Genomic DNA, 22,757 nt, shown 5'->3' on the forward strand with positions numbered 1-22,757 from the left:
GGCTTGACTGCCATCAGCTTTCGAGACCCGTGCGTATCCGATCAACAATGTCATTTATACGTCCGTTTGTGTGACATTCTTCATTTGGTCGCGCCAAAGTCTGTAGATTGTCACATAACCCGTCTTGCAATGTAAGCTCCATGAACGGTTATCTCCGATCTTTTTGTGACGAACGGAGTACCCATGCCCCGCCGGATGATTTTGACGGATGCCGAACGGCAGAATTTCCTTGCTCTTCCCATTGATGACGACACTCTGATCCGGCATTGGTGCCTCGATGACGATGATCGCCATCTTATCGAAACTCGACGCCATGATGACACTCGGTTGGGATTAGCGCTTCAGCTCTCTGCTCTTCGTTATCCCGGCCGCCTGATTCAGCGGGGGGAAGTCATCCCTTCTGTGGCGCTGTCGTTTCTGGCCGAACAACTCGGGATCGAGCCAGAGGCACTTTCCACTTTTGCACGGAGAGCACCAACCCGCTATGAGCAGCTCGCCATCCTGCGCCAGCACTATGGCTTCACTGAACTGTCACACCCGTTGCGCGCCGATCTGCTTGCATTTGCACGCGGCATTGCGATCGCTTCGACGAAAGACAAATTTGTCGTTGCAACACTGGCTGACGAGATGCGGCGGAGGCGCATCATTATTCCCGGCATTACCGTGCTCGAACGGTTGGCGGGGCAGGCTTGCACTGAAGCCGAGGAGGCGCTGTATACCGATGTCGCCGGAAGATTGACGCCGGACCTTGTTCTTCGGATGGAAACATTGCTCGGCGCGGGACGACGCGCAAAACAGAGCGGCATATCCTGGTTGCGAGAACCTCCCGGTAAAGCCGGGGCAACGGCCATGCGGGGATTGATAGATCGACTGGAGGCCGTGCGTCATGTCGGTGTCCCCAATGATGTGCTTCAAGCGATCCCGGCTCACCGTGTTCGTCGGATGGCACAGGAAGGTCGTCGTCTGACTGCCCAGAATTTTGAGCAGATGCGGCCAGGCCGCCGTCACGCGACATTGGCCGCGTTTTTTCTGGAAATGGAAATAGCACTCACCGACGCGGCGATCAGCATGTTCGAGACGTTGATTGGCAAGAGTTTTCGGCAGGCAGAGGCAGCCCGTGACAAGCAACTCCTCGAAACCGCATCGTCGGCGACATCCGCACTCGATTTCTTCGTCAATTTTGGCGAAGCCATAACCGCCCAACGCGAAGCTGGGCTTTCTCTTGATGAGGCGGTGACCACTGTCGCGAGCTGGGAAGAGCTCATTCAGGCAACAGCTTCGGCGAAGGCAGTGAGAAGGCCTCGCAGCGAGGATGATTTGATCACCTACCTGCCGGCTCAATATGCTCGCATCCGGCGGTTCGCGGCTGCATTTCTGGCCTCGTTCACCTTTGAAGGAAACCGCCGAAACGTACATATCATTGAAGCTATTGTGCAGATGGAAACTGCCTGGAGGAAAGGGGCCAGATCAAACGATCGGCCCTGGATCCGCAAGGCGTTGCTGCTGGCGAATGCGCGATGGCGCAAGGAAATCGTCGGCGCTGATGACGTGATCGACCGGAAGATGCTGGAACTCTTTCTCATCGTCGAGCTGAAAAACAGGATTGCCGCCGGCGACATATGGATCAGGGGTTCCCGCGCCTACCGCGCACTCGACGAGTACATGATCTCGCACCAGACGTTTGCCGTCATCAAAGCCGAGGCCCGCATTCCGGTCGCGATTCCGATCGATGTCGAGACCTATCTCGCCCAGAAGGCCGACGCTCTGGATCAAAAGCTGCGTGAGGCGACACGTCGCCTGGAAACTAGTCGAGGCGATACCCGCATCGGCGCAAAAGGATTGCGGGTCCCAGCGGTCAGAAGCACGGAAACCGAAGCCGCAATCGCGTTCGCAAGGCGGGTGGCGACAGCCATGCCGCCAATCCGGTTGACGGACCTTGTGGCCGATATCGACCGGATGACCGGCTTCAGTTCGTTATTCGAGCACCTCCAGACCGGTCGGTCACCTTCCGATCTGCGGGTGTTCTATGCGGCGCTGATCGCCGAAGCCACAAATCTCGGCTTCTCGAAGATGGCGCATGCCTGTCCCGGCATCACGCGCCGCCAGCTACAGCAGATGGCAATCTGGCATTTTCGCGAGGAGACATTCGCTCTGGCGCTCGCCAAACTGGTTGAGGCTCAACACTCTGCCCCGTTCTCAACAGTGTTCGGCTCGCACGCTGTTTCCTCGTCGGACGGACAACATATCCATCTTGGCGACGGCGGCGAAGTCGCAGGCGGCGTCAATGGCAGGTATGGAAACAACCCGATTATCAAGCTCTACACCGCAATCTCTGGTCGCTACGCGCCCTTTCATACCAAAATCATCGCCGCAACGGCAAGTGAAGCCGTTCACGTGCTTGACGCATTGCTGGAAACCGACGCTGGCCTTAATATTGTCCGACACCACGTCGATGGCGGCGGCGTCAGCGATCTTGTATTCGCCCTCTGTCATGCGCTCGGCTTCGCATTCGTGCCGCGCATCCCCGATCTCGACGGGCGATGCCTCTACGCCTTCGGACTGGCCAAACAATACGGAATTCTTCAGAATGTCATGGGTGACCGGATTGACGCCGATCTGATCCGGACGCATTGGGATGATATCTTGCGCCTGATGACCTCGCTACGCACGCGCACCGTCAGCGCCTCGCTCATGCTGAAGCGATTGTCGGCGACAACGAGGCAAAGCGGTCTTGCCCAGGCGTTGCGCCAGATGGGACGGATTGAACGAACCCTCTTCACCCTCGACTGGATCAACGACGAGCAATTGCGAAAGACAACTACCGCTGAATTGAACAAGGGCGAAAGCCGGAACAGCCTTGTTCGGGCAGTCAATCTTCATCGTCTCGGCCGTTTCCGCGATCGCAGTCAGGAAAACCTGTCGATCCGGGCATCCGCTCTCAATCTGGTTGTCACCGCCATCATTCACTGGAACACAATCTATATCGGCCGCGTCATCGATGCCCTGCGCAGTGCAGGACAGGCTATCCCGGATCATCTGCTGTCCAGCCTGTCGCCTCTCACATGGGAGCATGTGAACCTGACCGGCGATTACCTCTGGGAAGAAAAGCCGGCTCTCGACAAAAACGGGTTCCGAGCCATCCCGTTCAACCCATGATCCGCCTGCCGTATATCTGTGCCCCTTTAATGTTCAGGGGCCTCCGTTGCTTTCGCCTGGCGCCACGCCAACACCATGTGGCGCGCGACAGCGGACATCCCTAAGCGATGCGCTCTTCGATCGAGAACGCAGACGCGATGATGACTTCATGCCTTGTCAGAAGGCGGCGCAACGAATATCGTAATGGTCACTACACTTCACAAGGCGCGATACGCCAAAATATGTAGCGATCGATACATAACGGCAAGGTAGCTCGTTCGCTGACGGACAAAAAAGGCAAGGCGTCATGCGAGGTCCCACTAAGAACAGCACCACGCGAAACAGAAACAGAGGTCGCCCGCGGACATTCGATCGCGATGTCGCGTTGGCACGGGCTCTGAATGTCTTCTGGCTGAGAGGCTATGAGCCTGCATCCATCGCCGAGCTCTGTGCGGCGATGGAAATAAATCCGCCGAGCCTCTACGCCGCTTTTGGCAACAAGGCGCAACTCTTCCTGGAGGCCGCCAGACATTACAAGAATTTCTACTGGAGTGCCGCCTGGGATCGACTGGCGGCAAATCCGGATATTCACGAGGGCATGGCTGGCTTTTTCCACGAGGCCGCCAGCATCCTGACCTCGCAGGACGCGCCGTGCGGATGCCTGATCATTCTGGCCGCCACGAACGTCTCTGCCGAGGGGCAGACCGTCAACGACGCGCTCAAGGAATTACGCGAAGAAGGCCTTAATTGCTTTCTGACCCGCATCAAGCGGGCGATCGTCGACGGACAGTTGCTCCCCGACACGGATGCCATTGCCATGGCTGCGGCGTTCAACACCATGCTGGACGGCATGTCTCTGCGGGCGCGGGACGGCGCATCCCGAAGCGACCTTGAGCAAGTCGGCACTATTGCAATGAGCATGTTTCGCAGCGCCATTCCGTCATCATCCGATCCACTAGGAGTTCAGCCATGACGTCACCGGCAGCAATCCGCACCACCAATGGCCGAGGCCGGCTTTTCGACAGCGTCGTCGACACGGTCGGCGATACGCCCGCGATCCGGATCAACAATCTGGGTGTTGAGAACCGCACCCTCTATGTGAAGGCCGAATTCTTCAATCCGGCGTCCTCTGTAAAGGACCGTCTCGCGCTCAACATCATCGAGGATGCCGAGCGCCGTGGCCTTCTCAAACCGGGGCAAACGGTGGTCGAGGCCACCAGCGGCAATACGGGCATCGGGCTCGCCATCGTTTGCGCCCAGAAGGGCTATCCGCTGGTCGTGACGATGGCTGAAAGCTTCTCGGTCGAGCGGCGCAAGCTGATGCGCATGCTGGGCGCAAAAGTGGTGCTGACGCCGCGCGCGGAAAAGGGTTTCGGGATGTATCGCAAGGCGGTCGAGCTGGCCGAGGCCAATGGATGGTTCCTTGCCCGCCAGTTCGAGACCGAGGCCAACGCCGACATTCACGAGGCGACCACGGCGCGTGAAATCATCAACGATTTTGCCGGATCGCGTCTCGACTTCTTCGTCAGCGGTTATGGCACCGGCGGCACGGTCACCGGTGTCGGACGCGTGCTGCGGCGCGAACGGCCGGAAACCCGCATCATTCTGGCCGAACCCGAGAATGCGCAACTCATCGGCAGCGGCAAGGCCCAGGAGCGAGAGAAGAACGGAGCCCCGGCGGGCAGCCATCCGGCCTTCGAGCCGCATCCGATTCAGGGCTGGACGCCCGACTTCATCCCCGAAGTCCTGCAGGAGGCGATCGACGCGCATCTCTATGACGAGGTGGTGTCCGTGTCGGGTGCCGATGGCCTCAAATGGACACGCGAACTGGCAAGCAAGGAAGGCATCTTCAGCGGAATCTCCGGAGGCGCGACCTTCGCCGTGGCACGGCAGATCGCCGAACGCGCACCGGCCGGTTCGGTCATCCTGTGCATGCTGCCCGACACCGGCGAGCGCTATTTGTCAACGCCGCTGTTCGAGGGCATCGAGGCGGAGATGGACGCCAACGAGATCGCCCTTTCACGATCCACACCGGGATTCCAGTTCACGTCATGAGCGGACCAGGGATGCCCTGAGTTCTTTGATGAAGCTGCGCACGCGTGACGGCATGTGGCGGCGGGTGGGCAATACGGCCCAGATGGCGAGGCTGACCGGATCTGCGTCCTGCAATGTGACCTCGACCAGGTCGCCACGGGCGAGGTCGTCCACGATGTCCCAATAGGTGAGCAGTGCTAATCCGGAGCCCGCCAGGCAGGCGGCGCGCAGGGCATCCGCGCTACTGGCCGACAAGCGGCCGCTAATCGGCCGGGCGATCTGTTGCGCATTGTGCAGGAACAACCAGGAGCCGATGCCGTGGAGTGTCAGGCAGGCGTGGTTGTCGAGATTCCCCAGTGTCTGCGGATCTCCATGTGTTTTGAGATAGACCGGGGATGCGCAGAGCATCCGTGGGTTGTCGGCCAGTTTCACGGCGATCAGTTCCGAGGCCTGGAGGGGCGCGACACGGATGGCGACATCAATGCCGGCCGCGACGATATCGATGATCCCGTCGGACAAAGTGACGTCGGCCTGCAGCAACGGGTTGGCGGCCATCAACCTCGCGACCACCGGAACGACCAGCGCGCGCCCGATGACGTTCGGGGCGGTCAACTTGAGCACGCCGCTTAGCCCTTCAGCCCGTTCGGCGAACGCCGTGACAGCGGCGTCCTTGGCGTCGAGCATGGCCTGCGCCAGCGGCAGGAAGGTTTCGCCATCTGAGGTCAGCGCGAGTGATCGCGTGGTGCGATGGACAAGGCGCACGCCGAGTTCGGTCTCCAGCGCGGCAAGCCGCCGGCTGACAGCCATTGGTGACAGCCCGCTCTGCCGCCCAGCGGTGGAGAGGCTGCCGGCCGAGACGATCGTGCAGAAAAGGGCGACATCTGAAAGGTCCATCATTATAACAATAAACGATAAAGTGCCTATCGTCTAGCCCCGTCTAATTCGCCGCCTCCGGGGTGCCCATCTACGTCTCCGACGTGCAATTCCGCTCGCCCTCATAGGGTGCGAGCGTTGCGTGCGCCTTTTGTACGGAGGACCAATTAATGAGCAATGCCGCCAACGCAATTTTCACGAAGATCGATATAAATGGGCTCACGCTTCGCAACCGCTTCGCCCTCGCGCCGATGACCCGCGTCAGCGCCACCGCCGACGGCAAGGCGACGGAGGAAATGAAGTCGTATTACGAACGCTTCGCGAAGGGCGGCTTCAGCCTCTTGATCACTGAGGGCCTCTATACCGACAAAGCCTGGTCGCAGGGTTATATCCACCAGCCCGGGATCAGCGACGACGCCCAGGCGCTTTCATGGCGGCCCGTCGTCGAGGCTGCCCACAAACACGGCGGGCGCGTTTTTGCGCAGATCATGCATTCGGGTGCGCTCAGCTACGCCAATGGGTATCGCGAGGGCACCGTCGGTCCCTCGGCGATCAAGCCCAAGGGCACCCAGAGCGAATCTTACTACGGCAAGGACGAGTTCCTGACGCCGCGCGCCATGACCGACGAAGAGATCGCCGACGCGGTCGACGGTTTCGCCGACTCCGCTCAGCGCGCAATCGAAGTCGCGGGGTTCGACGGTATCGAACTCCACGGCGCCAATGGCTACCTCATCGATCAGTTCCTGACCGATTTTTCCAATGAACGCACCGATCACTGGGGCGGAAGCACCGAGCGCCGCGTCGAATTCCTCCTTGCTGTGTTCAAGGCTGTTCGCGCCAAGGTCGGCGATGCCATTCCGCTCGGCGCGCGCATCTCGCAGGGCAAGACCAACTATTATTATCACAAGTGGCAGGGTCGCGAAGCGGACGCGGAGATCATCTTCGGCGCGCTTGCTGACGTTGGCGCTGACTTCATCCACGTCACCGAATTCGAAGCCTGGCAGCCGGCTTTTGAAGGTGGCAGCGAAAGCCTCGCTGCGCTGGCGCACCGCTTTGCGCCCCATATCCCGATCATCGCCAATGGCAGCCTGCATGATCTCGTCCGTGCCGAGGAAATGATTGATCAGGGCATGGGCCTGGTCGCAATCGGCCGTGGTGCGCTGGCCAATCCCGACCTGCCCCGCCGCGCCGAGGCGACCCTTGATCTTGTCGAGTTTGACCCTGGCCTTCTCGTTCCCGTCGCCAACCTCAAGGCGCGCGAACTCGAAATGGCCTGACGAGATCTGGCTGGCCCCACCAGAAGGAAAGGACGGAACGATGACCAACGAGCAATCAACAACGCTGAGGCTCGTCATGCCGCAGATCGTCGCCGCCCGTGCGCCGCCGAGCCGATCCGGAACCGCCCCGAAGAAGACGCGCGCCACCATCAGCGCGATAGCGAAGGCGGTGAAGGGCAGCCAGGCCGGTTGCCAGCCCCGTTGCGCGAACAGGAGCACGGCGAAGGAACACAGCCGATTGTATTGTCATGTGCCTCACCGGGCGTGAGAGCGAGATGGACCGGCATGCCATTGGTGTCCACCACCGCGTGAATCTTGCTGGTCAGGCCCCTCGCGAGCGACCCACACCCTGGCAACGACGCTCGCCAACGACGTTCCGACGGTCTGCATTTCCCTTGACGGGGCCTGGCTCAGCATATACTTTAAGAAAAAATAATTGCCTATACGATACACAGCCAGGACGAGGATCGCGTTATGAAGATTGTTGTGGTCGGTGGTGGTGCTGCGGGTTTAGGAGCTGCGGGCGCGGCGTTAGGTGTCGATCCTTCTGCCGAGATGGTTGTTTACACCCAGTTCGAAGACGTTGCCTACAGTCCTTGCGGTATTCCCTTCGTCCACGGGAAGGAAATCGAGTCCTTCGATCGGCTGTTTCTCGCCACGAAGGAGCAGTATCAGAAGCAGGGCATCGATGTGCACTATACGACCACGGTCGAGAGCATCGACGTCAAGCGCCATGTGATCAAGGTCGCTGGCGAAGGCGAGGTTCGATACGACAAGCTCGTTCTCGCCACCGGCTGGAATTACCGCGATCCCAATCTTCCCGGCGGCGATCTCAAGGGCATCTACCGGGTCAAGAACATCCAGCGCGCCAGGGAGTGGGACTCGTTCCTCGACACGGTCAAGTCGGCCGTCGTGGTCGAATGCGGCCTGATCGCGGTCGAGATGGTAACTGCCCTGGTCCACCGCGGCATCAAGGTGACGGTGGTTGATCCCGGCCCCTGGCCGATGGCTGAAGTGGTGGACCCCGACATAGTCGATCCGGTTCGCGCCGGCTGGGCGGAAGCAGGCGTGACCACGCTCTGGGGTGAGCAGGTGACCGCCTTCGGCGGCGATGGCACCCTTTCCTATGTCGAGACCACGGCAGGCCGCGTCGAGGCCCAACTCGCGATCATCGGCACCCGCAAGGTGCCCAATAGCGACCTGGCCCGGGCCGCCGGAATCGCGCTGGGCGGCACCGGTGGCATCGTCGTCGATGCCCGGATGCAGACCTCCGCGTCGGACGTCTTCGCGGCGGGCGACTGCACCGAGATTCCCCACGGCGTTTCCGGCGTGCCTCTGCAAGGCCTCTCCGGCAGCCATGCTTATGCGCAGGGCAAGACCGCCGGCATCAATGCCGCCGGCGGCGTTCGCGAATACGATCCGGTCTATGTGCCCTGGGCGATGCTCGCCGGCGAATGGATGATCGGCGGCGTCTCGTTTGGCGAGACGACGGCGAGCGCGGTGGGCATGAACTATGTCAGCGGCGTCGCGAAGGGGATCACCCGGGCGCGCTACTATCCGGGCGTGAAACCCATCACGGTGAAGCTGCTCGCAGATCCGGGCACGCGCTGTCTGATCGGCGCGCAGATCGTGGGCGGCGAAGGTGTGAAGGAGCGTGCCGACTTCCTGGCGGTCGCCGTACGCGCGGGCATCACCATCGACGATCTCGCGACGATGGAGAACGTCTATTCGCCGGCGATCGGTGCGCTCAATGAGCCGATCCAGATGGCCGCACTCGCCGTCCAGCAGAATATGCGGAGGTAAGCATGTCATTCTCGCAGTGGCTGCGCACCAATTCGCAGCAATATCTTCTTGCCGATGCCCAGCAGCGCATCGGCCGGAAAAACGGCGTCACTGTCTACGGCAAGCCGCGCTCCCTGAAGGACCGCTTCTGGCGCTACATTTTCGTGCCGACATACAAGATTCTGCCGGACGGGCTGCGCCGGAGTCTGATCCACGCGATGCCGGGGAGCCATCGCCAGGCCTGGCCCAAGCAGAGCGCGCGCCCCCGTCCGCCTCATCCGTTCGTGCGGAGCAACGGGCAGGACCGATCGCCCAAGAAATGAACCCCTGAACTGCCACCCTCGGGCGATGCCCCGACGATTCTTGTAAGGAGAGACCAATGCCGAAGACAGTGAAGATCCCTGCTGCGAAGGAAGGCGATATCCTCTTCAACGTGGAGGAGAAGGTATTTCCGGACGTCAAGGCCAACGAGGGCGACAAGGCCTTGATCCTCATGCACACCGTCCCGTTCGAGGGCTCGGTGGGCTTCGTGAACATGCTGACGGCAACGCGCCTGCGCCGCAAGGGTTTCGAGCTGTCGTTCGTGCTCTACGGCCCGGGTGTGCTAATGGCCGCGGCGACGCGCGGTTATCCGGCCGTGGGCGCCGAGGCTTTCCCTGGCAATCTCCAATATAATCGCCAGATCAAGACACTGATCGACGAAGGCGCAAAGGTCTATGCCTGCCGCTTCGCGATGGGCGCACTGTACGGCATGCGCGAGGACGACCTGATCCCGGGTGTCATCCCGATCAACCCGCTCGACGTCCTCGACATCAACATTCAGGCATGGCGCGACCGCGCTCTGATCTTCTCGACCTGGACGGTCTGAGTTCAGCCCCCTGCCTGCAAAAAGCAGCAAGCCCGCCCAGGCTTGCTGCTTTTTCTTTGTCGCGGGTGCGTTATCCTCTGCTGAAGATCTCGCGTTTTTCGTATCGGTATCCTCCCCCCGTGCATAAGACGATCGAACGATGAACCGCCACGACCAAGGCCCAGAGGCTCGCTTGCCCGGTGAGGTTCGCGTTATCAATATCGGCTTACCCATTTTCGCGGATGTGCTGCGCGATCAGGGCACGCCGGTCGTGGATGTCGACTGGCGCATTCCTGGCGGCGGCGACAGCAAATTGGTCGCCGCGCTTGCGCGGCTGCTCGGACCCAAAGCGGCCCGGATCGACGCGGCGAATACCCAGGTGCTCGGCCATCTGCGCGCCAGCCCTATCGTCAGGACCATCGAGCGTGCGGGCGCGGTGATCGCGGGACTTGGCGAGCGGACCCTCCTGCATTGCGGTCCAGCGATCACCTGGGACGACATGATCGATCCGCTGCGTCGGTCGGCGACCGCCGCGATCGTCGCCGAAGGCTGGGCCGATACCGTCGCGGCCGCGGCGGAACTCGCGCAGGCTGGCGAGATCGCATTGAAGCCCGCCAATGATCACCAGACCGTGGTTCCGATGGCCACCGTGATCGGTCCGTCCGCACCAGTCTATGTCGTGGAAAACGCGCACGGCGGCACAACCGCCTTCTCGAGCATTAATCAGGGCGCCGGCGATGCCCCCTGGTTCGGGGTCAACAGCGATGCCGCCATCCAGCGGCTGAAGCTTGTGCGTGACGTGGTTGGACCGGTGCTGGCGGAGGCGCTGAGGCGCCGCGGCGGTATAGAGATCCTCGACCTCGCCGCACAGGGGGTCGCCATGGCAGACGACGTCCACATGCGCGTCCAGGCCACTACCAACCTTCTGCTGCGCGACCTGTTGCCTGCCCTGCTCAGATCGGCCCATCCGCTGACTGCGCTCGCCGCAGATTTCCTCGCCAGTAATCCGCTCACGACGCTGAACATGGCGATGGCGGCTGCGAAGGCGTTGGCTGATGCGGCCGCGAAGGTCGATGGCGCCAGCCTCGTGACGACCATGGCGCGCAACGGGTCGTCGTTCGGGATACGGCTGGGCAATCGTCCCTGGGTCGTGACGGACGCCCCCCCGGTCCGGAGCGCGCTGTTCCGACCCGGCTTCGGCCCGGAATGCGCGGCTCCCGACATCGGGGACAGCGCGGTTCTCGAGCTTATCGGGCTTGGAGCCGCGGTCGCGGGAAACACGCCGGCCGTGGCGGCCTTCCTAGGCGGATCCGCCGATGCGCTCGCACTGACCCAGGCCATGGAGACAATCAGCGCGGGCGAGAGCGACCGTTTTCGGATGCCCTATCTGTCGAACAAAGGGTCGCCCGTGGGTCTCGATGTCCGGCGGATCGCCGAGCTGTCGATCACGCCGGGGATCAGCACCGGGATCGTGCATGCGACAGATGGCCTCGGCCAGATCGGCGCGGGCATCGCCCGCGCGCCGCTCGCTTGCTTCGTGCAAGCGGCACTTGAGCTTGACGAGAGGATCGTCTGAGTGCCGGATGCAGCACGTGCGGTCCATCAGGGCGAGGCGATCACCGAACTATGTGCCGAGGCAGCTCATAGCGATCGGTTGTCCGGGAAGATCGTGGGGCGTTTCACGGGCGGTTTTTACGCTAGGGTCGATGACAGCATCTTCGCCGTCGCGGGATCGCGGATCTGGCCGGGTCCGATCCACCTGGTCCTCGATCGCGATCCTCCGGCAGTTGCCGAGGGCGCAGACGTCCATCTGGATCCCCTTCGTCTCTCATTTCCTGGGGGGACGATCGATCTCGCGCCGGCAATTCTCTACTTGCCGCGCGCGCCTTCGGCGAGCGATCTCGGCATCGCCGCCCCATGGATGGCATCATGGGCCGCTGCGAAGCACCGCCCCGATGATCTTGCCGCGGTCTGGAATGACACGCGAGCCGCGGTTGAAAATGGCGACTTGGAAAGCGCGGCGGCGGCCCTTGAGGGACGCGGGACCGGTCTAACGCCTTCGGGAGACGACGTGCTCGCGGGCCTCCTCCTGTTTTGCAGTTGGTCCGGACATTCGCTTGAGCGGCTCATCTCGATCGCAGCGCGCGCCCGGACCACGGACCTCAGCCGAAACTTCCTGCGATGGGCCGCACGCGGGCAAAGCGTCGCGCCGGTCCATATGCTCTTCACGGACAGCAGCGATGCCCTCTGCCGACACGGCCCGCTACGCCGTGAAGCGTTCGAAGAGGCGGCGCACATTGTGCGCGGCATAGGCCACCGGTCTGGAGCCGCGCTGCTCGCAGGACTCGGGCTGGCGGCCACAACCTGGAAAGATCGGGGCCGCGACGCTCTATGAATGCGTGTCGCCGCCCCCGGAGTGCGTGACCTTTAAGGCGGAAAGGCTGACCCGGTCGGGCGCGCCCATCTCGCCCCAGATCCGCTCATAGTGCGCGATATGCTGGCGCGCGGTCCGATCCCAACCATAGTTGCCGACGAGCGCCGTGCCTTCCGCGGCGAGCCTCTGGCGTGTCTGCGGCTCGTCCATGAGCCGTGCCATGCCGAGGGCAAGCGACGCACTATCGCCTGCGCCTGTGAGGATGGCGTTCTCGCCATCGTCCAGAAACTCCCGAAAGACGTCGATGTCGGACGCCACCACAGGGAGGCCGGCACTGGCCGCCTCCATGATGACCAACCCCCACCCCTCGTTGATCGAGGGGAAGACGAAACCATTGGCGACCGCCAGCCATTCGACCAGCTCGGCCTGGGCAACGGTCCGGAGCAGCACGACATCGCGTCCGAGCTCGAGCCCCAGTCCGGGCAAGGAAGCGAGCACCTCTTCGCTATAGGCCGAATAATCCTGGAAGCTGTGGCCTCCGATGATGGCCAGCACCGGCGAGACGGCGCGCTGCGCCTTGATCTGGGAAAGCGCCTCGACCAGGAATCGGCTTCCCTTGCGCGGCTCGATCCCGCCGATCGTGAGAAAGAGGAAGCGGTCTTCGGCGCCGACCCTGCGTCGGAGCTCCTTGCGGCGGGCATCGTCGAGCTCGCAGCGGAAATTTTCGGGCCAGACCCCGTTCGTGACGATGCTGGCATCCACGCCATATTCGGCACGCAGGCGATCCTGCCAGACCTTGCTCACCACCAGGACGTCGTCCGGCTCGAGGATAGCCTGGCGCTGGCATTCGATGAGCGCCTCGGTGGTGAAATCGTCGACATGATGCACCGTGCGCATCAACCGAAAGGGAGCGCCCGCGTCACGGATCCGGGCTGCCGCGCGCGCCGAAATGCAATCCTGACTGTGCACGATATCGAAACGGTCGCGCAGGGGCTCCAACCCCTTGATCAGCGTGTCGATCCAGCTGAAGACGCGCGCCTCGAGCGTGTCCTTCACCTCGGGCGGTCGAATATATTCGACCGGAACGCTGACCTCGCGAAACAGTGAGCCCCGCTCCCCCATCGTGACCACCGTCACATCGATTCCCTGCGCCTGCAGCGCCTCGGCCAACTCCAGCGTATGCACGACACCGCCGCGCGGCTTGGTGGAATAGGTGGTGAGCGCAATGCGCGGGCCGCGCGCGGAGTGGGAGGAAGGCAGAGAAGACATTGCGGGTTGGTCCATTCGGATATCGGGATCAGGAGTGTCGAGTTTCGGTCTTGCTCGCGATCGATGGCTTGCGAAGCGCGATCGCAAACGCGGCATATGCCGCGCGTGCGGTGGTGGGGGCCAGGATGCAGCCTGCGCCTTCGAGTTGATGGCGCTGCTTGTTCAGATCCTGCGGATCCGCCGCAGTACCGATGACACAGACGATAACAACCGCGCCGGATTCAACGACCCTGGCCGCCGCAGGCGCCAACACATTGGCCGGATCAGGGTGAGAACCTTCACCGATGACGAGGTCCAGAAGAACGACTGCGACCGTGGGGTCTGCCGCCTGCTCCAACAGGAGTGCCGATCGCGCCGCGGCGTCGATCATCGGGTGCGGCCTGCCGCGCGTATGATCCTCATCGCCCAGATCGAGCAGCAGATGCGCGTGACGTGCATTAGGATCGAGTGGTGGCGGTGCGGTGCGCGCAATCGGCGCGAGATGGCGGACCGCGATCGCTGCTGCCTCCTCGCAGAGAGTTCCACCGCTGAACAGGCCGACCACACGCGTCCGATCCGGCGACAGTCGCGTTGCAGCCGCTTCGATTTGGTCGACGAGATGGGCATCGAGCGTTATTTGCGGCGCATATCCGAGCAATCCCGCGACCGCGTATGCGCCCTGCTCAAGCGTGGAATAGACGTCCTTTCGCGCCATCAGGCGAACGTCGCCCGTGCCTAGTAGAACTGCCACGATCGGTTTGCTCGCGCCGTCGAGCAGCCTGGCCGCCGCCGCCGCGTCGGTCTGCTTCGATATGAGAATGATGGCGTGCGTCTTCTCGTCGGCCTCGAAGGCCTCGAGCGCCATCTGCGCGGAAAGACCGCCTATCTCGGCCGTGAGGTCGTGCGCGCCGACTCCGATCACCTGCGATATTCCGATCCCCATGTGATCGAGGAGGCACATGACCGCCTGCGCACCCGTGCCGGAGGCGGCGATGATGCCGACCTGGCCGGATCGGACGCGGTTGGCGAATCCGAACCCGATGCCACCGATCCAAGAGGTCCCGGCGCCAGGTCCCATGACGAACAGGCCGAGCGTCCGCGCACGCTGCTTGAGGGCGAGCTCGTCTGCCAGGTCGACGCCATCGCTGAACAGCATCACATGGAGCCCCTCGGAAAGCGCCTTCTGGGCTTCCAACGCGGCATAGGGTCCGGGCACCGAAATCATCGCGATATTGGCGGTGCGATCCTCGCACAGCGCTGCCCGCAGATCTGCCGGAGGCGACTCCTGGACGCGGGTGGTATCAGCCCCAGCGGCGAACAGGCCGGCCTCGGCCAGCGCCAATGCGCGCTGTGCCGAAGCCTTATCCTCCGCCCGAACGGCGAGAACGAGATCATTCGCCTGCGCATTGATCTCGGTGTCCGCGAAACCCTCGGCGTGCAATTGTTGAAGATTGGCTGGGGTCGCCATGAAGGCCCCCGCCCACTCCACGCCGCTGGCCTCCAGCATCGCGCGGGTCGCGGCCATCTGACGGACGCTGTCCTTGTAAGCGCCTCGGCGCACGGTGAGGAGAAGGGTCAAGGCTGCCGCCATCATGGCCAACGGACAGAGATTGAGCTGGTATTCATGGCAACGATGCGCCTCGCCTTTCCCGCCACTGGAAATCTCGCCGTCGGCTCTTCTGTTCCAGCGCTGCGCGCCCCCATGACACGGAGCGTATCTTATAGTGACTTAACTTTTCCTATGCGATATTAGGATGTCAAGTCAAACGTGGTTGCGGTCGTGCGGGATGGCCGGACCACCAAGGAGACTCCGCTTCATGCACGGCGCGTCGTCGACCATAACCAGGCCTGTTAAAGACGAGTGGGCGGAGTGCGAGCGGGAATTGCACGCGACCGCGATGCCCGACGTGCAGCGTTACGAAAGCGATCTGAGAACGCTGCGCGCGGAGGTCGATCAATTGCAGGGTCTGGGGACGCTCGATCAACTCATCAGCGCCTGGCCGATCACCTTGGATGGCACCGCCGATCGGCGGATGAGGCTGATCCGGGGCGCAGCCTTCGCGCTCCGCGCCCGGGAGATCCAGGCGCTCGCGGACGCGCGTGCGACCGAAGACCGTATCGCCCGCGCCCGCGCCGCGGGTGAGACCTGGGTGGTGCTTCAGGAGACCGGAGATCCGAGCGCCCTCGAGGGCGCTGCGTTCAGCATCGCGACCATGCATCTCGCCAGCGGCCTGACGACGCTTTCGATGGCGCAACATGCGACCATGGCCATAGGCCTCGTCTATTCGCTCTCGGTCATTCGCCTCGAGACGAAGTCCGGCGTGCTGATCGATGCGACGCCGGGGCTCGAAGATTGGCTGGAGATAAAGGATCGCAGTGAGTTGGACGCCGCGACCGAACGGTGGCGTCGGAGCATCGAGGCCGGAGATTTCCAGCTTTGAGCAGGCGACACGAGCGATTGCCGCGTCCGTCCGGCCTCTGCGGTAGCCCGGTGGCTGACGTTTCGCTGCACCGGCCCTTGCTTCACCGCGTTGAATGACGCACGTCTGCAACATTCACAGACCGTTGGATTGCCCTGGAGAGAATATTGGCGACACGCGCAAAGAAGGAAGGCGGGACCAAGCCGCGAGCCAACGCTCCTGAAAAGGCGCCAGCGCCCGCGGCCAGCGAAAATGTCGACGTCATCGTCAGCAAGGTCGGCGAGAAGATCGCGGCGCTGCGCCGCAAGAAACGGCTCTCGCTGCAGGGTCTCGCCGATGTCAGCGATGTGGCGCCCGCGACGATCCACAAAATCGAGCGCAGCGGGATGGTCCCCACGATCACCACGCTGCTGAAGCTCGCGACCGCGCTCGGTGTGACCGTCGGTTATTTCGTGGAAGAGGACGAGAATGCGTCGGCCCCCTTCCAGTTCACGCCGACGGATCATCGTCAACCCATCTACACGCCCCACAAAGGGCTGAGCCTTGGCAATATCTCCGGGTCCTATCGCCAGTTCGTGACCGCCGCCGCGGTCGCGACCATGGCGCCAGGCGCGTCCAGCGGCGACCAGATCCTGCACCACACCGGCGAGGAGCTGATCTTCGTGCTGTCCGGAGAGGTCGTATTCCGGATGGACGAGGACGACTATGTCCTGAAGACCGGTGACTCGCTCCATTTCCAGGGAGGCGTTCCTCACCACTGGGAGAACCGGAGCAAGGAACCTGCCCAACTCATCTGGTATGTCTTCCGCAACCGCGAGAATGCCTGAGCTTCGAGGAAATGCCGCCGATCGTCCGCCGCGATGCGAACGACCGGCGGCGTGAGTCCCGCTATAGCGTTTTCGAGCGAAGCACGTTCTCGGGCTTGACCCGAGGATGGATACCGGTTCGCGTGAAGAAAACGCGTCAAAACAATATCCAGAGCTTCGCTTCTGATTCAATCAGAAGCGAGAATGCTCTAGCCGTTGACGAGGGTCTCGACGCGCTGGAGCAACTGCTGCTCTACCTCGTCGAAATGAGCAAGCTGCGTGCCGGCCTGGCACCCCAGTTCGGTCGCACTCTGCGCAAAGCGAGCCGCCATGTCGGCAACGACCGCCGGTGCCGCTCCACCGTGGGCAGAGCGACTGGCGACGATTTGGCGCGGATCCAGCGCGGCGGCGAGCTTGCCGGGGTCAAGCGCAAGGTCGAGGCCGGCCACCTGTTGCGCGGCCCGCCTGATCCCTTCGGCATCGACATCGACGCCGCGCCGGCCGGCGGCGCTGGCTTCGCGGACGGCCTGGCCGACAATCTTGTAGGCGCTCCGGTAATCGATACCGCATTCGACCATGACATATTCGGCCAGATCCGTCGCCTGGCTGAAGCCGGCCTCGAGCGCCTTCCACAACCGATCTTCGTTGACCGTCAAGGTCTTGACGACGCCGCGGCTTAGGTTGCTGATCTTGACCGCATAGTCGAGCGCACGGGGCAACTCGCCATAAGCGAAAATCAGGTTGTCGCTGCGCGCCGAGGGGGTCTTCACGACCGCGAGGAAACCCGACAGGCGGCCGATGAGCATGCCGCTGCCGCCGCGGATGATGGTGAGCGCATAGGGGTTGCGCTTCTGCGGCATCAGCACCGACGAACGGGTATAGGGACCGGCCAGGTCCACATAGTTGAACTCCTGGCTCGACCAGATCTCGAGATCCTCGGCGAGCTTGGACTGGTTCGACAACAGGCTGACGCCGGTCGACAGGATGTCGATGAACGTGTCGACCTGCCACATCGCGTCGCGGGTATGCTCGATGACCGCCTCGAAGCCAAGCAACGAAGCGAGATAGCCGCGATCCGCGAGCAGATGGCTGCCATTGACGCAGCCGGCGCCGCCCGGGCTGCGATTGACCGCGTGAAGCGCCGACAGCAGCCGCTCACCATCTCGCAATGCCGGCGGGACGAAGCCGAGCAGATAATGTCCGAAGGTCGAAGGCTGGGCCTGCTGAAGATAGGTCTGGTCCGCCATGAAGCTTTCACGATGGCGGTCCGCGACGGCGCAGGCGGCCTCGGCGAAGGACGCGCCTGATTTTAGCAACTCCGCCGTCAGCCGACGCAGAACGATGCGGAAGGCGACGCGAGCCGCCTCGCGGCGCGGCCGGCCGGCGTGAAGCCAACCCGCGCAATCGCCTATGCGCTCCGCGAAGAAGCGCTCGCGAGAATTATAGGCTTCTCCATGATGGGGATCATAGGGGAAGTCGCTCGCATCCCTGCGATGGGCCTCCAGCAGCACCGAGAGGAGCTCGCGCGCCACATCGTCGGAGATGATCGCGCGGTGATGCAGGTCGAGAACATGCGCGAAATCGGCGATGTTCAGGCCATGATGCAGCACGCCCGCATCGGCGATCTCCCATCCGAATCCAGCTTCGATCAGCTCCGGCGCCGGCCCATCGGCGGAAGGGCCTTCAACGCGGGGGGCGGCCCGTTTTTCTCCGGCGGCGAGCATGGTCATTTGGTCTCCTGATGATAAGGCGAAGGATGGCGGGGGCTTCCCAGCCGATCGGCGACCGCGAGCGCACCGCCGGTATGCCAGTAGAGGATCGACCGGTCGGTTTGTGGCAGCAGGTCGCGCAGCCAGCGCAGCGCCTTGCCGTTATAGGTCGTGTCGATGAGCAAGCCCGACCGGCGCATCAGCTCGTCGACGAATGCCGCGTCGTCCGCGTCGTAGCGATTGAAGCCCGCGCCGCGTCCGTCCACCAGCTCCCAACGGCAGCGCACGTTCGCGAGGCGCAAACGCCTCTCCCCGCATCCCCGCGCCTTGGCGTCGATTTCGTCGCGCAGCGCTTCAGGCGGACGAGAGACGCTGACGCCGATCAGTTCGACGTCGAGCGGGCTTTCTTTGTCGTCGCCTTCAAAGTCAAACAGAAAGCCGGCGAGCAGCCCAGCGATGCTGCCGCCCGATCCCACGGGGATGACCAGCGTGAGGGCATCGATGCCGGCCAGTCGTAGTTGGCGGCGGACTTCGCCCGCTGCATGGGCATATCCGAGTGCACCGATCACCGTGGCCCCGCCGCGTGGTACCGGATAGGGACGCCGGCCCTGCGCCCGCAGGACATCCGCGAGCGCGTCCGCCGCGTCCTCCATGGTCGAACGATCAACGGATCCGGTATAGCGGATCGTAGCGCCTGCCGCCTCGCCTACCGCGAGCGCCGCGGGCTTTGGGCTGGGTTCGGTTCCATAGCTGACCTGGACGGTCTCCAGACCATGCGCGGTGCATGCGGCCGTCATCAGCGCCGCGAAATTCGATGTCGGGCCGCCGCAGAGCACGACCATGTCGCAGCTCTGCGCTTTGGCATCACCCAGCAGATATTCGATCGTCCGGACCTTGTTCCCGCCCCAGGAATGGCCGGTGAGATCGTCTCGCTTCACCCAGAACGCCTTCCGCCCCAGCGCAGCGCCAAGATCGGGACGATGCTGAAGCGGGGTCGGCAGGGCGGCGAGCGGCAGGTGTGGCGGCACGATCATTGCCAATGTTCCGGTTCGGTCTCGCGGCGTTGCCGGGAGGCCGCGACCACGCGATCGACCATCTCCGGTCCCGCGCCCAGATCGACATCTGCGATTGCCGCGAGTTCGGCCGGCGTCGCCACGCCGTCCAGCGCGTCCGCAAGCGAGAGCCGCTCGTCGCGAGCACGCCGATAGGCCTGTTGAAGCGTCTGCTGCGCGGCATGTTTGCCCAGGCGTGTCGCCATGAGGCTGAGCAGATGCTCCGATGCCGGTACGAGCGCGAGATTGCGCGCCATGGCCTGAGCGTCGACTTCGAGCCCGTCGAGCAGGGTTCGGGTGAGCGAACAGGCAGCGAGGACGGAATGGGAAAGCGTGGGAAAGACCGACCATTCGAGCTTCCAGGCGCGACCGTCGCGTTCATGCTCGTGAACCATGGCGTCAGCGAGAAGCGCGTTTTGTGCGCGCGCCAGCTGGGCGAGCGTAACAATCTGTTCGCTGTTCTCCGGATTGCGCTTGTGCGGCATGGTGATGCTGCCGACCGTGCTGGCGGACGGGCGCTCGCCTAGCTCGCCTATTTCGCGGCGTTGGAGGCCATAGACCTCGTTGGCGATCCGGGCGAGTGTGTTGGCCGCCATCGCGGACACGCTCGCGAATTCGACGAAGCGGTCCCTGGCCGACAGCCAGGAAATGGACGGTTCGGCCAGCCCGACATGCCGGCAAAAGGCTGCGCGCAGCGCCAGACCCTGGGGTTCGAAGAAGCCGAGCGTCCCGACCGCTCCCGCGAACTGTCCTGTCAGCCAGCGGTCGCGGCCGTCGTGCAATCTGGACAGATCTCGGCCGACCTGGTCGGCCCAGCTCGCGATCTTGAAGCCGAGCGGGATGGGTGAGCCGAGCTGGCCATGGGTTCGGCCCGCCATCGGCGTCTTCCTATGCGTCACGGCGAGATCGAGAAGCCTGTCTTCGATCGCACGCAGGTCCCGCCAGAGGACCAGGCCGGTCGCGGCGAGCTCAAGCACCTGCGATGTGTCGGTGATGTCCTGGACGGTGGCGCCATAATAGACGAACGGCGCCGCCGACGGCGGCAGCAGATCCTGCAGGACTTGGATCATCCCCAGGGTCGAGTGGCCTGTCGCGCGCGTCGCCTCGGCGATGCGATCAATCGGGAGATCGCGATCCTGAAGCGCGGTTATATCGCGCGCGGCCGCTGCCGGGATGAGGTCCAGCTCGGCTTGCGCTTGTGCCAAGGCGATGATGACGCCGAGCCAGCGGCGAGCCCTGGCCGGTTCGTCGAAGATGGCGTGGCTTTCCGGCGTCGACCAGCGATGGCCGAAAATCCGGGAGTCGATCAGGTGCGCGTCCACGGCACATCCACCTTGGAAAGGATATGGACGAGCGCCTTGCGCACCTCATCCAGGGACGAACCCCAGGGGACATAGGTAGCGAGGTCACGTGCCTCGACGCCCTCCTGAATCAGGCAGCAGCGGGTGATGGTGCGTGCCGGATCGAGGTGCTTGCCGAGAAAGCGGGTCGGGCAGATGTCGACCACCGGTGCGTTCGCGCCATAAAACCAGCGGTGGATCTGCTGGGAGCGGTCGCAGCCGAGCAGGATCCAGTCGACCTTGCGCGGGCGCTCATCAAGATAGGCGACCTTGGTCTCGGCAAATTCGAGACCCGATCCCCGGCAGGGCACCAACACCTCGGCGGGCAGCGGGCTGACATGAGCCGCGAGTTCCTCGCGGCTGTCGATCAGCATCGGCACAGGCACGATCGGCGGCAGATCTTCGGCAACCGCGAGAACGCGCTCCACCTGATCCAGCAGCTTCGAGGGAAAGGGCGGGACGATGTCGAAGACATTGAGGAGCAGCGGCGCGGGATTGAGGATGAAGCTCACATGGCCGTACTCGCCCTCGACGATCACGCAGGGCACATCCGGGTTCTTGACCGCCACGAGTGCGAGCTGGGAGGGAATGGCCGTGTCGATATCCGGTTCGTAGAAATATCGGCAGCTCGCCGCCGGAGCGAGAACCCTGACGGCCTGGATCACCGAGAAGATCGCCTTGCTCTCGGGTCGGTCCACCTCGATCAGCGCGCATTCCTCGCCGAGCCGGGCGACGATGAAGCGCGTTCGCATATAGGCTTCGCGCCCGAGGAAATGCTGTTCCAGCCAGGCCGGTTCGAGGCTCTCGACATCGCTGCTGATTGCGACCTGCCGATAGCGTGTCGGCATGATGTTCCGGGCTGAAGGGTCAAGCGCGAACAAGGTGGGGGCCCTCGCTATCGGCGTCGGCCAGCAGTTCGAGCGTGTCGGCGCGCAGCCCGAGGCGGAGAGTCTCGAGGCTGATCACGTCGCCGGGCAGGATGTTCCCCAGATTGACCTCCGGACCGAACTCCCGGATCAAAAAGGCCTGTTGCGCCCGCTGCGGCGCCTCGAAGACGAGCTTGTCGGCGAACATGCTACGCGTGATCGCGTGGAGGATGTCGTTCCTGACCTTGCCATATTCGTCATAGAGCCCGACGGTTCCGCTTTCGCGCCCTTCGATCACGATCCAGCGCGCGCCGGCACGGGCATCCGTTTTGAGCTGATTGACCCATTCTGCCGAGCTCAGCTGCTTGGTGGGATCCTTGCTTCCGATTTCGGAGAGAACCTCGAAGCCCAGGGCATTGGCACGCTCGATGAGCGCGAGCTTGTCGCGCGAGGGCATATGGGTCGCGCCATCGGATACCTCGACGCAGTCGAAGCCGCGTTCAGCTGCAAACTCGAAAAACGCCTCGGTGCGGCCTCGCAACCATGCGATTTCGAGCAACGTACCTCCGGGACACGTCTTGATGCCGGTGGTTTTCAGCAGCGCTATTTTCGCCGTTACTGTCGGGTCGACATAGGAGATGCCGAAGCCGAACTTCCAGATGTCGATATAGCCGGCTGCGGAGGTGAGGATCGCCTGGATATCCGCCGTGGTGCTGCCTTTATCGAGGATATGGGTGATACCGGCCTTGCGCGGCTGCGTTGATCTTGCCGGGAGGTCAAGGAAGGTGGGAAGCTGGTCGGCGGACATGAGCGCCGCTCTCCTTGCGCGATATTTTACTATAGTGTATAAGATAATCCTCATACGACATATCGTCAATGGCGAGACTCGGGACCAGCACCCAAAAATCCCTCTCGCGGCATCGCCTCGACTGGCGGCCACTCCTATCGAGCCATTGCTGTTTCCTCGAATTCCCAAGTCCGGGGTGCACGCGGA

General features: G+C 63.0%; 20 protein-coding genes and 1 pseudogene. 12 read left to right on the forward strand and 9 right to left on the reverse strand.

The window, feature by feature from the left end; translation table 11 throughout:
* The first annotated feature begins 183 nt into the window (after positions 1-183).
* The 3 genes from BGO16_RS07770 to cysK all read left to right on the forward strand — a co-directional run bounded on the left by BGO16_RS07770 (position 184) and on the right by cysK (position 5,190).
* Positions 184-3,156: a Tn3 family transposase gene (locus BGO16_RS07770; protein WP_006023681.1), complete on the forward strand. Its 2,973-nt coding sequence runs from the start codon at positions 184-186 to the stop codon at positions 3,154-3,156.
* 364 nt (positions 3,157-3,520) lie between these two features.
* Positions 3,521-4,108: a TetR/AcrR family transcriptional regulator gene (locus BGO16_RS07775; protein WP_292618046.1), complete on the forward strand. Its 588-nt coding sequence runs from the start codon at positions 3,521-3,523 to the stop codon at positions 4,106-4,108.
* Positions 4,105-5,190 (forward strand): cysteine synthase A, encoded by a 1,086-nt coding sequence (cysK, locus tag BGO16_RS07780; protein WP_292618047.1) that lies wholly within the window; start codon positions 4,105-4,107, stop codon positions 5,188-5,190. Before BGO16_RS07775 ends, cysK begins: the two co-directional genes overlap by 4 nt.
* On the opposite strand, the gene BGO16_RS07785 is transcribed toward cysK, so the two are convergent.
* A complete protein-coding gene (locus tag BGO16_RS07785; protein WP_292618048.1) occupies positions 5,185-6,066 on the reverse strand; it encodes a LysR family transcriptional regulator in 882 nt (293 codons plus the stop codon). The two genes, cysK and BGO16_RS07785, sit on opposite strands and share 6 nt — an antisense overlap.
* Before the next feature lie 146 nt (positions 6,067-6,212).
* Here BGO16_RS07785 and BGO16_RS07790 point away from each other — a divergent pair, with 146 nt between their 5' ends.
* Positions 6,213-7,319 carry an NADH:flavin oxidoreductase gene (locus BGO16_RS07790; protein WP_292618049.1) on the forward strand — a complete coding sequence of 369 codons (1,107 nt, stop codon included), beginning with the start codon at positions 6,213-6,215 and terminating at the stop codon, positions 7,317-7,319.
* Positions 7,320-7,359: 40 nt separating this feature from the next.
* Entirely contained in the window at positions 7,360-7,587 is a 228-nt protein-coding gene (locus tag BGO16_RS07795) for a hypothetical protein (RefSeq protein WP_292618050.1), read from the forward strand.
* Here the strand turns inward: BGO16_RS07795 and BGO16_RS07800 are convergent.
* Positions 7,565-7,674, reverse strand: a pseudogene (locus BGO16_RS07800) (IS5/IS1182 family transposase); the annotation flags it as partial. The gene BGO16_RS07795 and the pseudogene BGO16_RS07800 sit on opposite strands and share 23 nt — an antisense overlap.
* Before the next feature lie 119 nt (positions 7,675-7,793).
* Here BGO16_RS07800 and BGO16_RS07805 point away from each other — a divergent pair.
* From BGO16_RS07805 to BGO16_RS07825, 5 genes are all read left to right on the forward strand, one after another.
* Positions 7,794-9,122: an FAD-dependent oxidoreductase gene (locus BGO16_RS07805; RefSeq protein WP_292618051.1), complete on the forward strand. Its 1,329-nt coding sequence runs from the start codon at positions 7,794-7,796 to the stop codon at positions 9,120-9,122.
* A gap of 2 nt (positions 9,123-9,124) precedes the next feature.
* Positions 9,125-9,424 (forward strand): hypothetical protein, encoded by a 300-nt coding sequence (locus BGO16_RS07810; RefSeq protein ID WP_292618052.1) that lies wholly within the window; start codon positions 9,125-9,127, stop codon positions 9,422-9,424.
* Between the two features lie 56 nt (positions 9,425-9,480).
* Positions 9,481-9,969 (forward strand): MSMEG_0572/Sll0783 family nitrogen starvation response protein, encoded by a 489-nt coding sequence (locus BGO16_RS07815; RefSeq protein WP_292618053.1) that lies wholly within the window; start codon positions 9,481-9,483, stop codon positions 9,967-9,969.
* 172 nt (positions 9,970-10,141) lie between these two features.
* Complete coding sequence (locus tag BGO16_RS07820) at positions 10,142-11,524, forward strand: DUF1116 domain-containing protein (RefSeq protein ID WP_292618054.1); 1,383 nt, start codon at positions 10,142-10,144, stop codon at positions 11,522-11,524.
* Positions 11,525-12,343 carry a DUF2877 domain-containing protein gene (locus tag BGO16_RS07825; protein ID WP_292618055.1) on the forward strand — a complete coding sequence of 273 codons (819 nt, stop codon included), beginning with the start codon at positions 11,525-11,527 and terminating at the stop codon, positions 12,341-12,343.
* Here BGO16_RS07825 and BGO16_RS07830 read toward each other — a convergent pair.
* Complete coding sequence (locus tag BGO16_RS07830) at positions 12,338-13,606, reverse strand: MSMEG_0565 family glycosyltransferase (protein WP_292618056.1); 1,269 nt, start codon at positions 13,604-13,606, stop codon at positions 12,338-12,340. The genes BGO16_RS07825 and BGO16_RS07830 overlap by 6 nt on opposite strands.
* Before the next feature lie 13 nt (positions 13,607-13,619).
* Positions 13,620-15,149: an oxidoreductase gene (locus tag BGO16_RS07835; RefSeq protein ID WP_292618057.1), complete on the reverse strand. Its 1,530-nt coding sequence runs from the start codon at positions 15,147-15,149 to the stop codon at positions 13,620-13,622.
* A gap of 238 nt (positions 15,150-15,387) precedes the next feature.
* Between BGO16_RS07835 and BGO16_RS07840 the strand changes: the two genes are divergently transcribed.
* The gene (locus BGO16_RS07840) at positions 15,388-16,011 is read left to right on the forward strand and encodes a hypothetical protein (protein ID WP_292618058.1); all 624 of its coding nucleotides are present in this window, start codon (positions 15,388-15,390) and stop codon (positions 16,009-16,011) included.
* Positions 16,012-16,157: 146 nt separating this feature from the next.
* Positions 16,158-16,817 (forward strand): cupin domain-containing protein, encoded by a 660-nt coding sequence (locus BGO16_RS07845; RefSeq protein ID WP_292618059.1) that lies wholly within the window; start codon positions 16,158-16,160, stop codon positions 16,815-16,817.
* A gap of 188 nt (positions 16,818-17,005) precedes the next feature.
* Here BGO16_RS07845 and BGO16_RS07850 read toward each other — a convergent pair whose 3' ends face one another.
* The 5 genes from BGO16_RS07850 to BGO16_RS07870 are packed head-to-tail and all read right to left on the reverse strand — an operon-like array spanning position 17,006 to position 22,571.
* Positions 17,006-18,526, reverse strand: a complete 1,521-nt coding sequence (locus BGO16_RS07850) for a lyase family protein (protein ID WP_292618060.1) — start codon at positions 18,524-18,526, stop codon at positions 17,006-17,008.
* Positions 18,523-19,539 (reverse strand): pyridoxal-phosphate dependent enzyme, encoded by a 1,017-nt coding sequence (locus BGO16_RS07855; protein ID WP_292618061.1) that lies wholly within the window; start codon positions 19,537-19,539, stop codon positions 18,523-18,525. The genes BGO16_RS07850 and BGO16_RS07855 overlap by 4 nt, the downstream gene beginning before the upstream one ends.
* Entirely contained in the window at positions 19,536-20,879 is a 1,344-nt protein-coding gene (locus BGO16_RS07860) for an adenylosuccinate lyase family protein (protein ID WP_292618062.1), read from the reverse strand. The genes BGO16_RS07855 and BGO16_RS07860 overlap by 4 nt, the downstream gene beginning before the upstream one ends.
* The gene (locus BGO16_RS07865; RefSeq protein WP_292618063.1) at positions 20,864-21,745 is read right to left on the reverse strand and encodes a hypothetical protein; all 882 of its coding nucleotides are present in this window, start codon (positions 21,743-21,745) and stop codon (positions 20,864-20,866) included. The genes BGO16_RS07860 and BGO16_RS07865 overlap by 16 nt, the downstream gene beginning before the upstream one ends.
* Positions 21,746-21,764: 19 nt before the next feature.
* Complete coding sequence (locus BGO16_RS07870; RefSeq protein ID WP_292618064.1) at positions 21,765-22,571, reverse strand: phosphosulfolactate synthase; 807 nt, start codon at positions 22,569-22,571, stop codon at positions 21,765-21,767.
* Between the last annotated feature and the right edge of the window lie 186 nt (positions 22,572-22,757).

It is taken from the genome of Nitrobacter sp. 62-23 (assembly GCF_001897285.1).
Classification (GTDB): Bacteria; Pseudomonadota; Alphaproteobacteria; order Rhizobiales; family Xanthobacteraceae; genus Nitrobacter.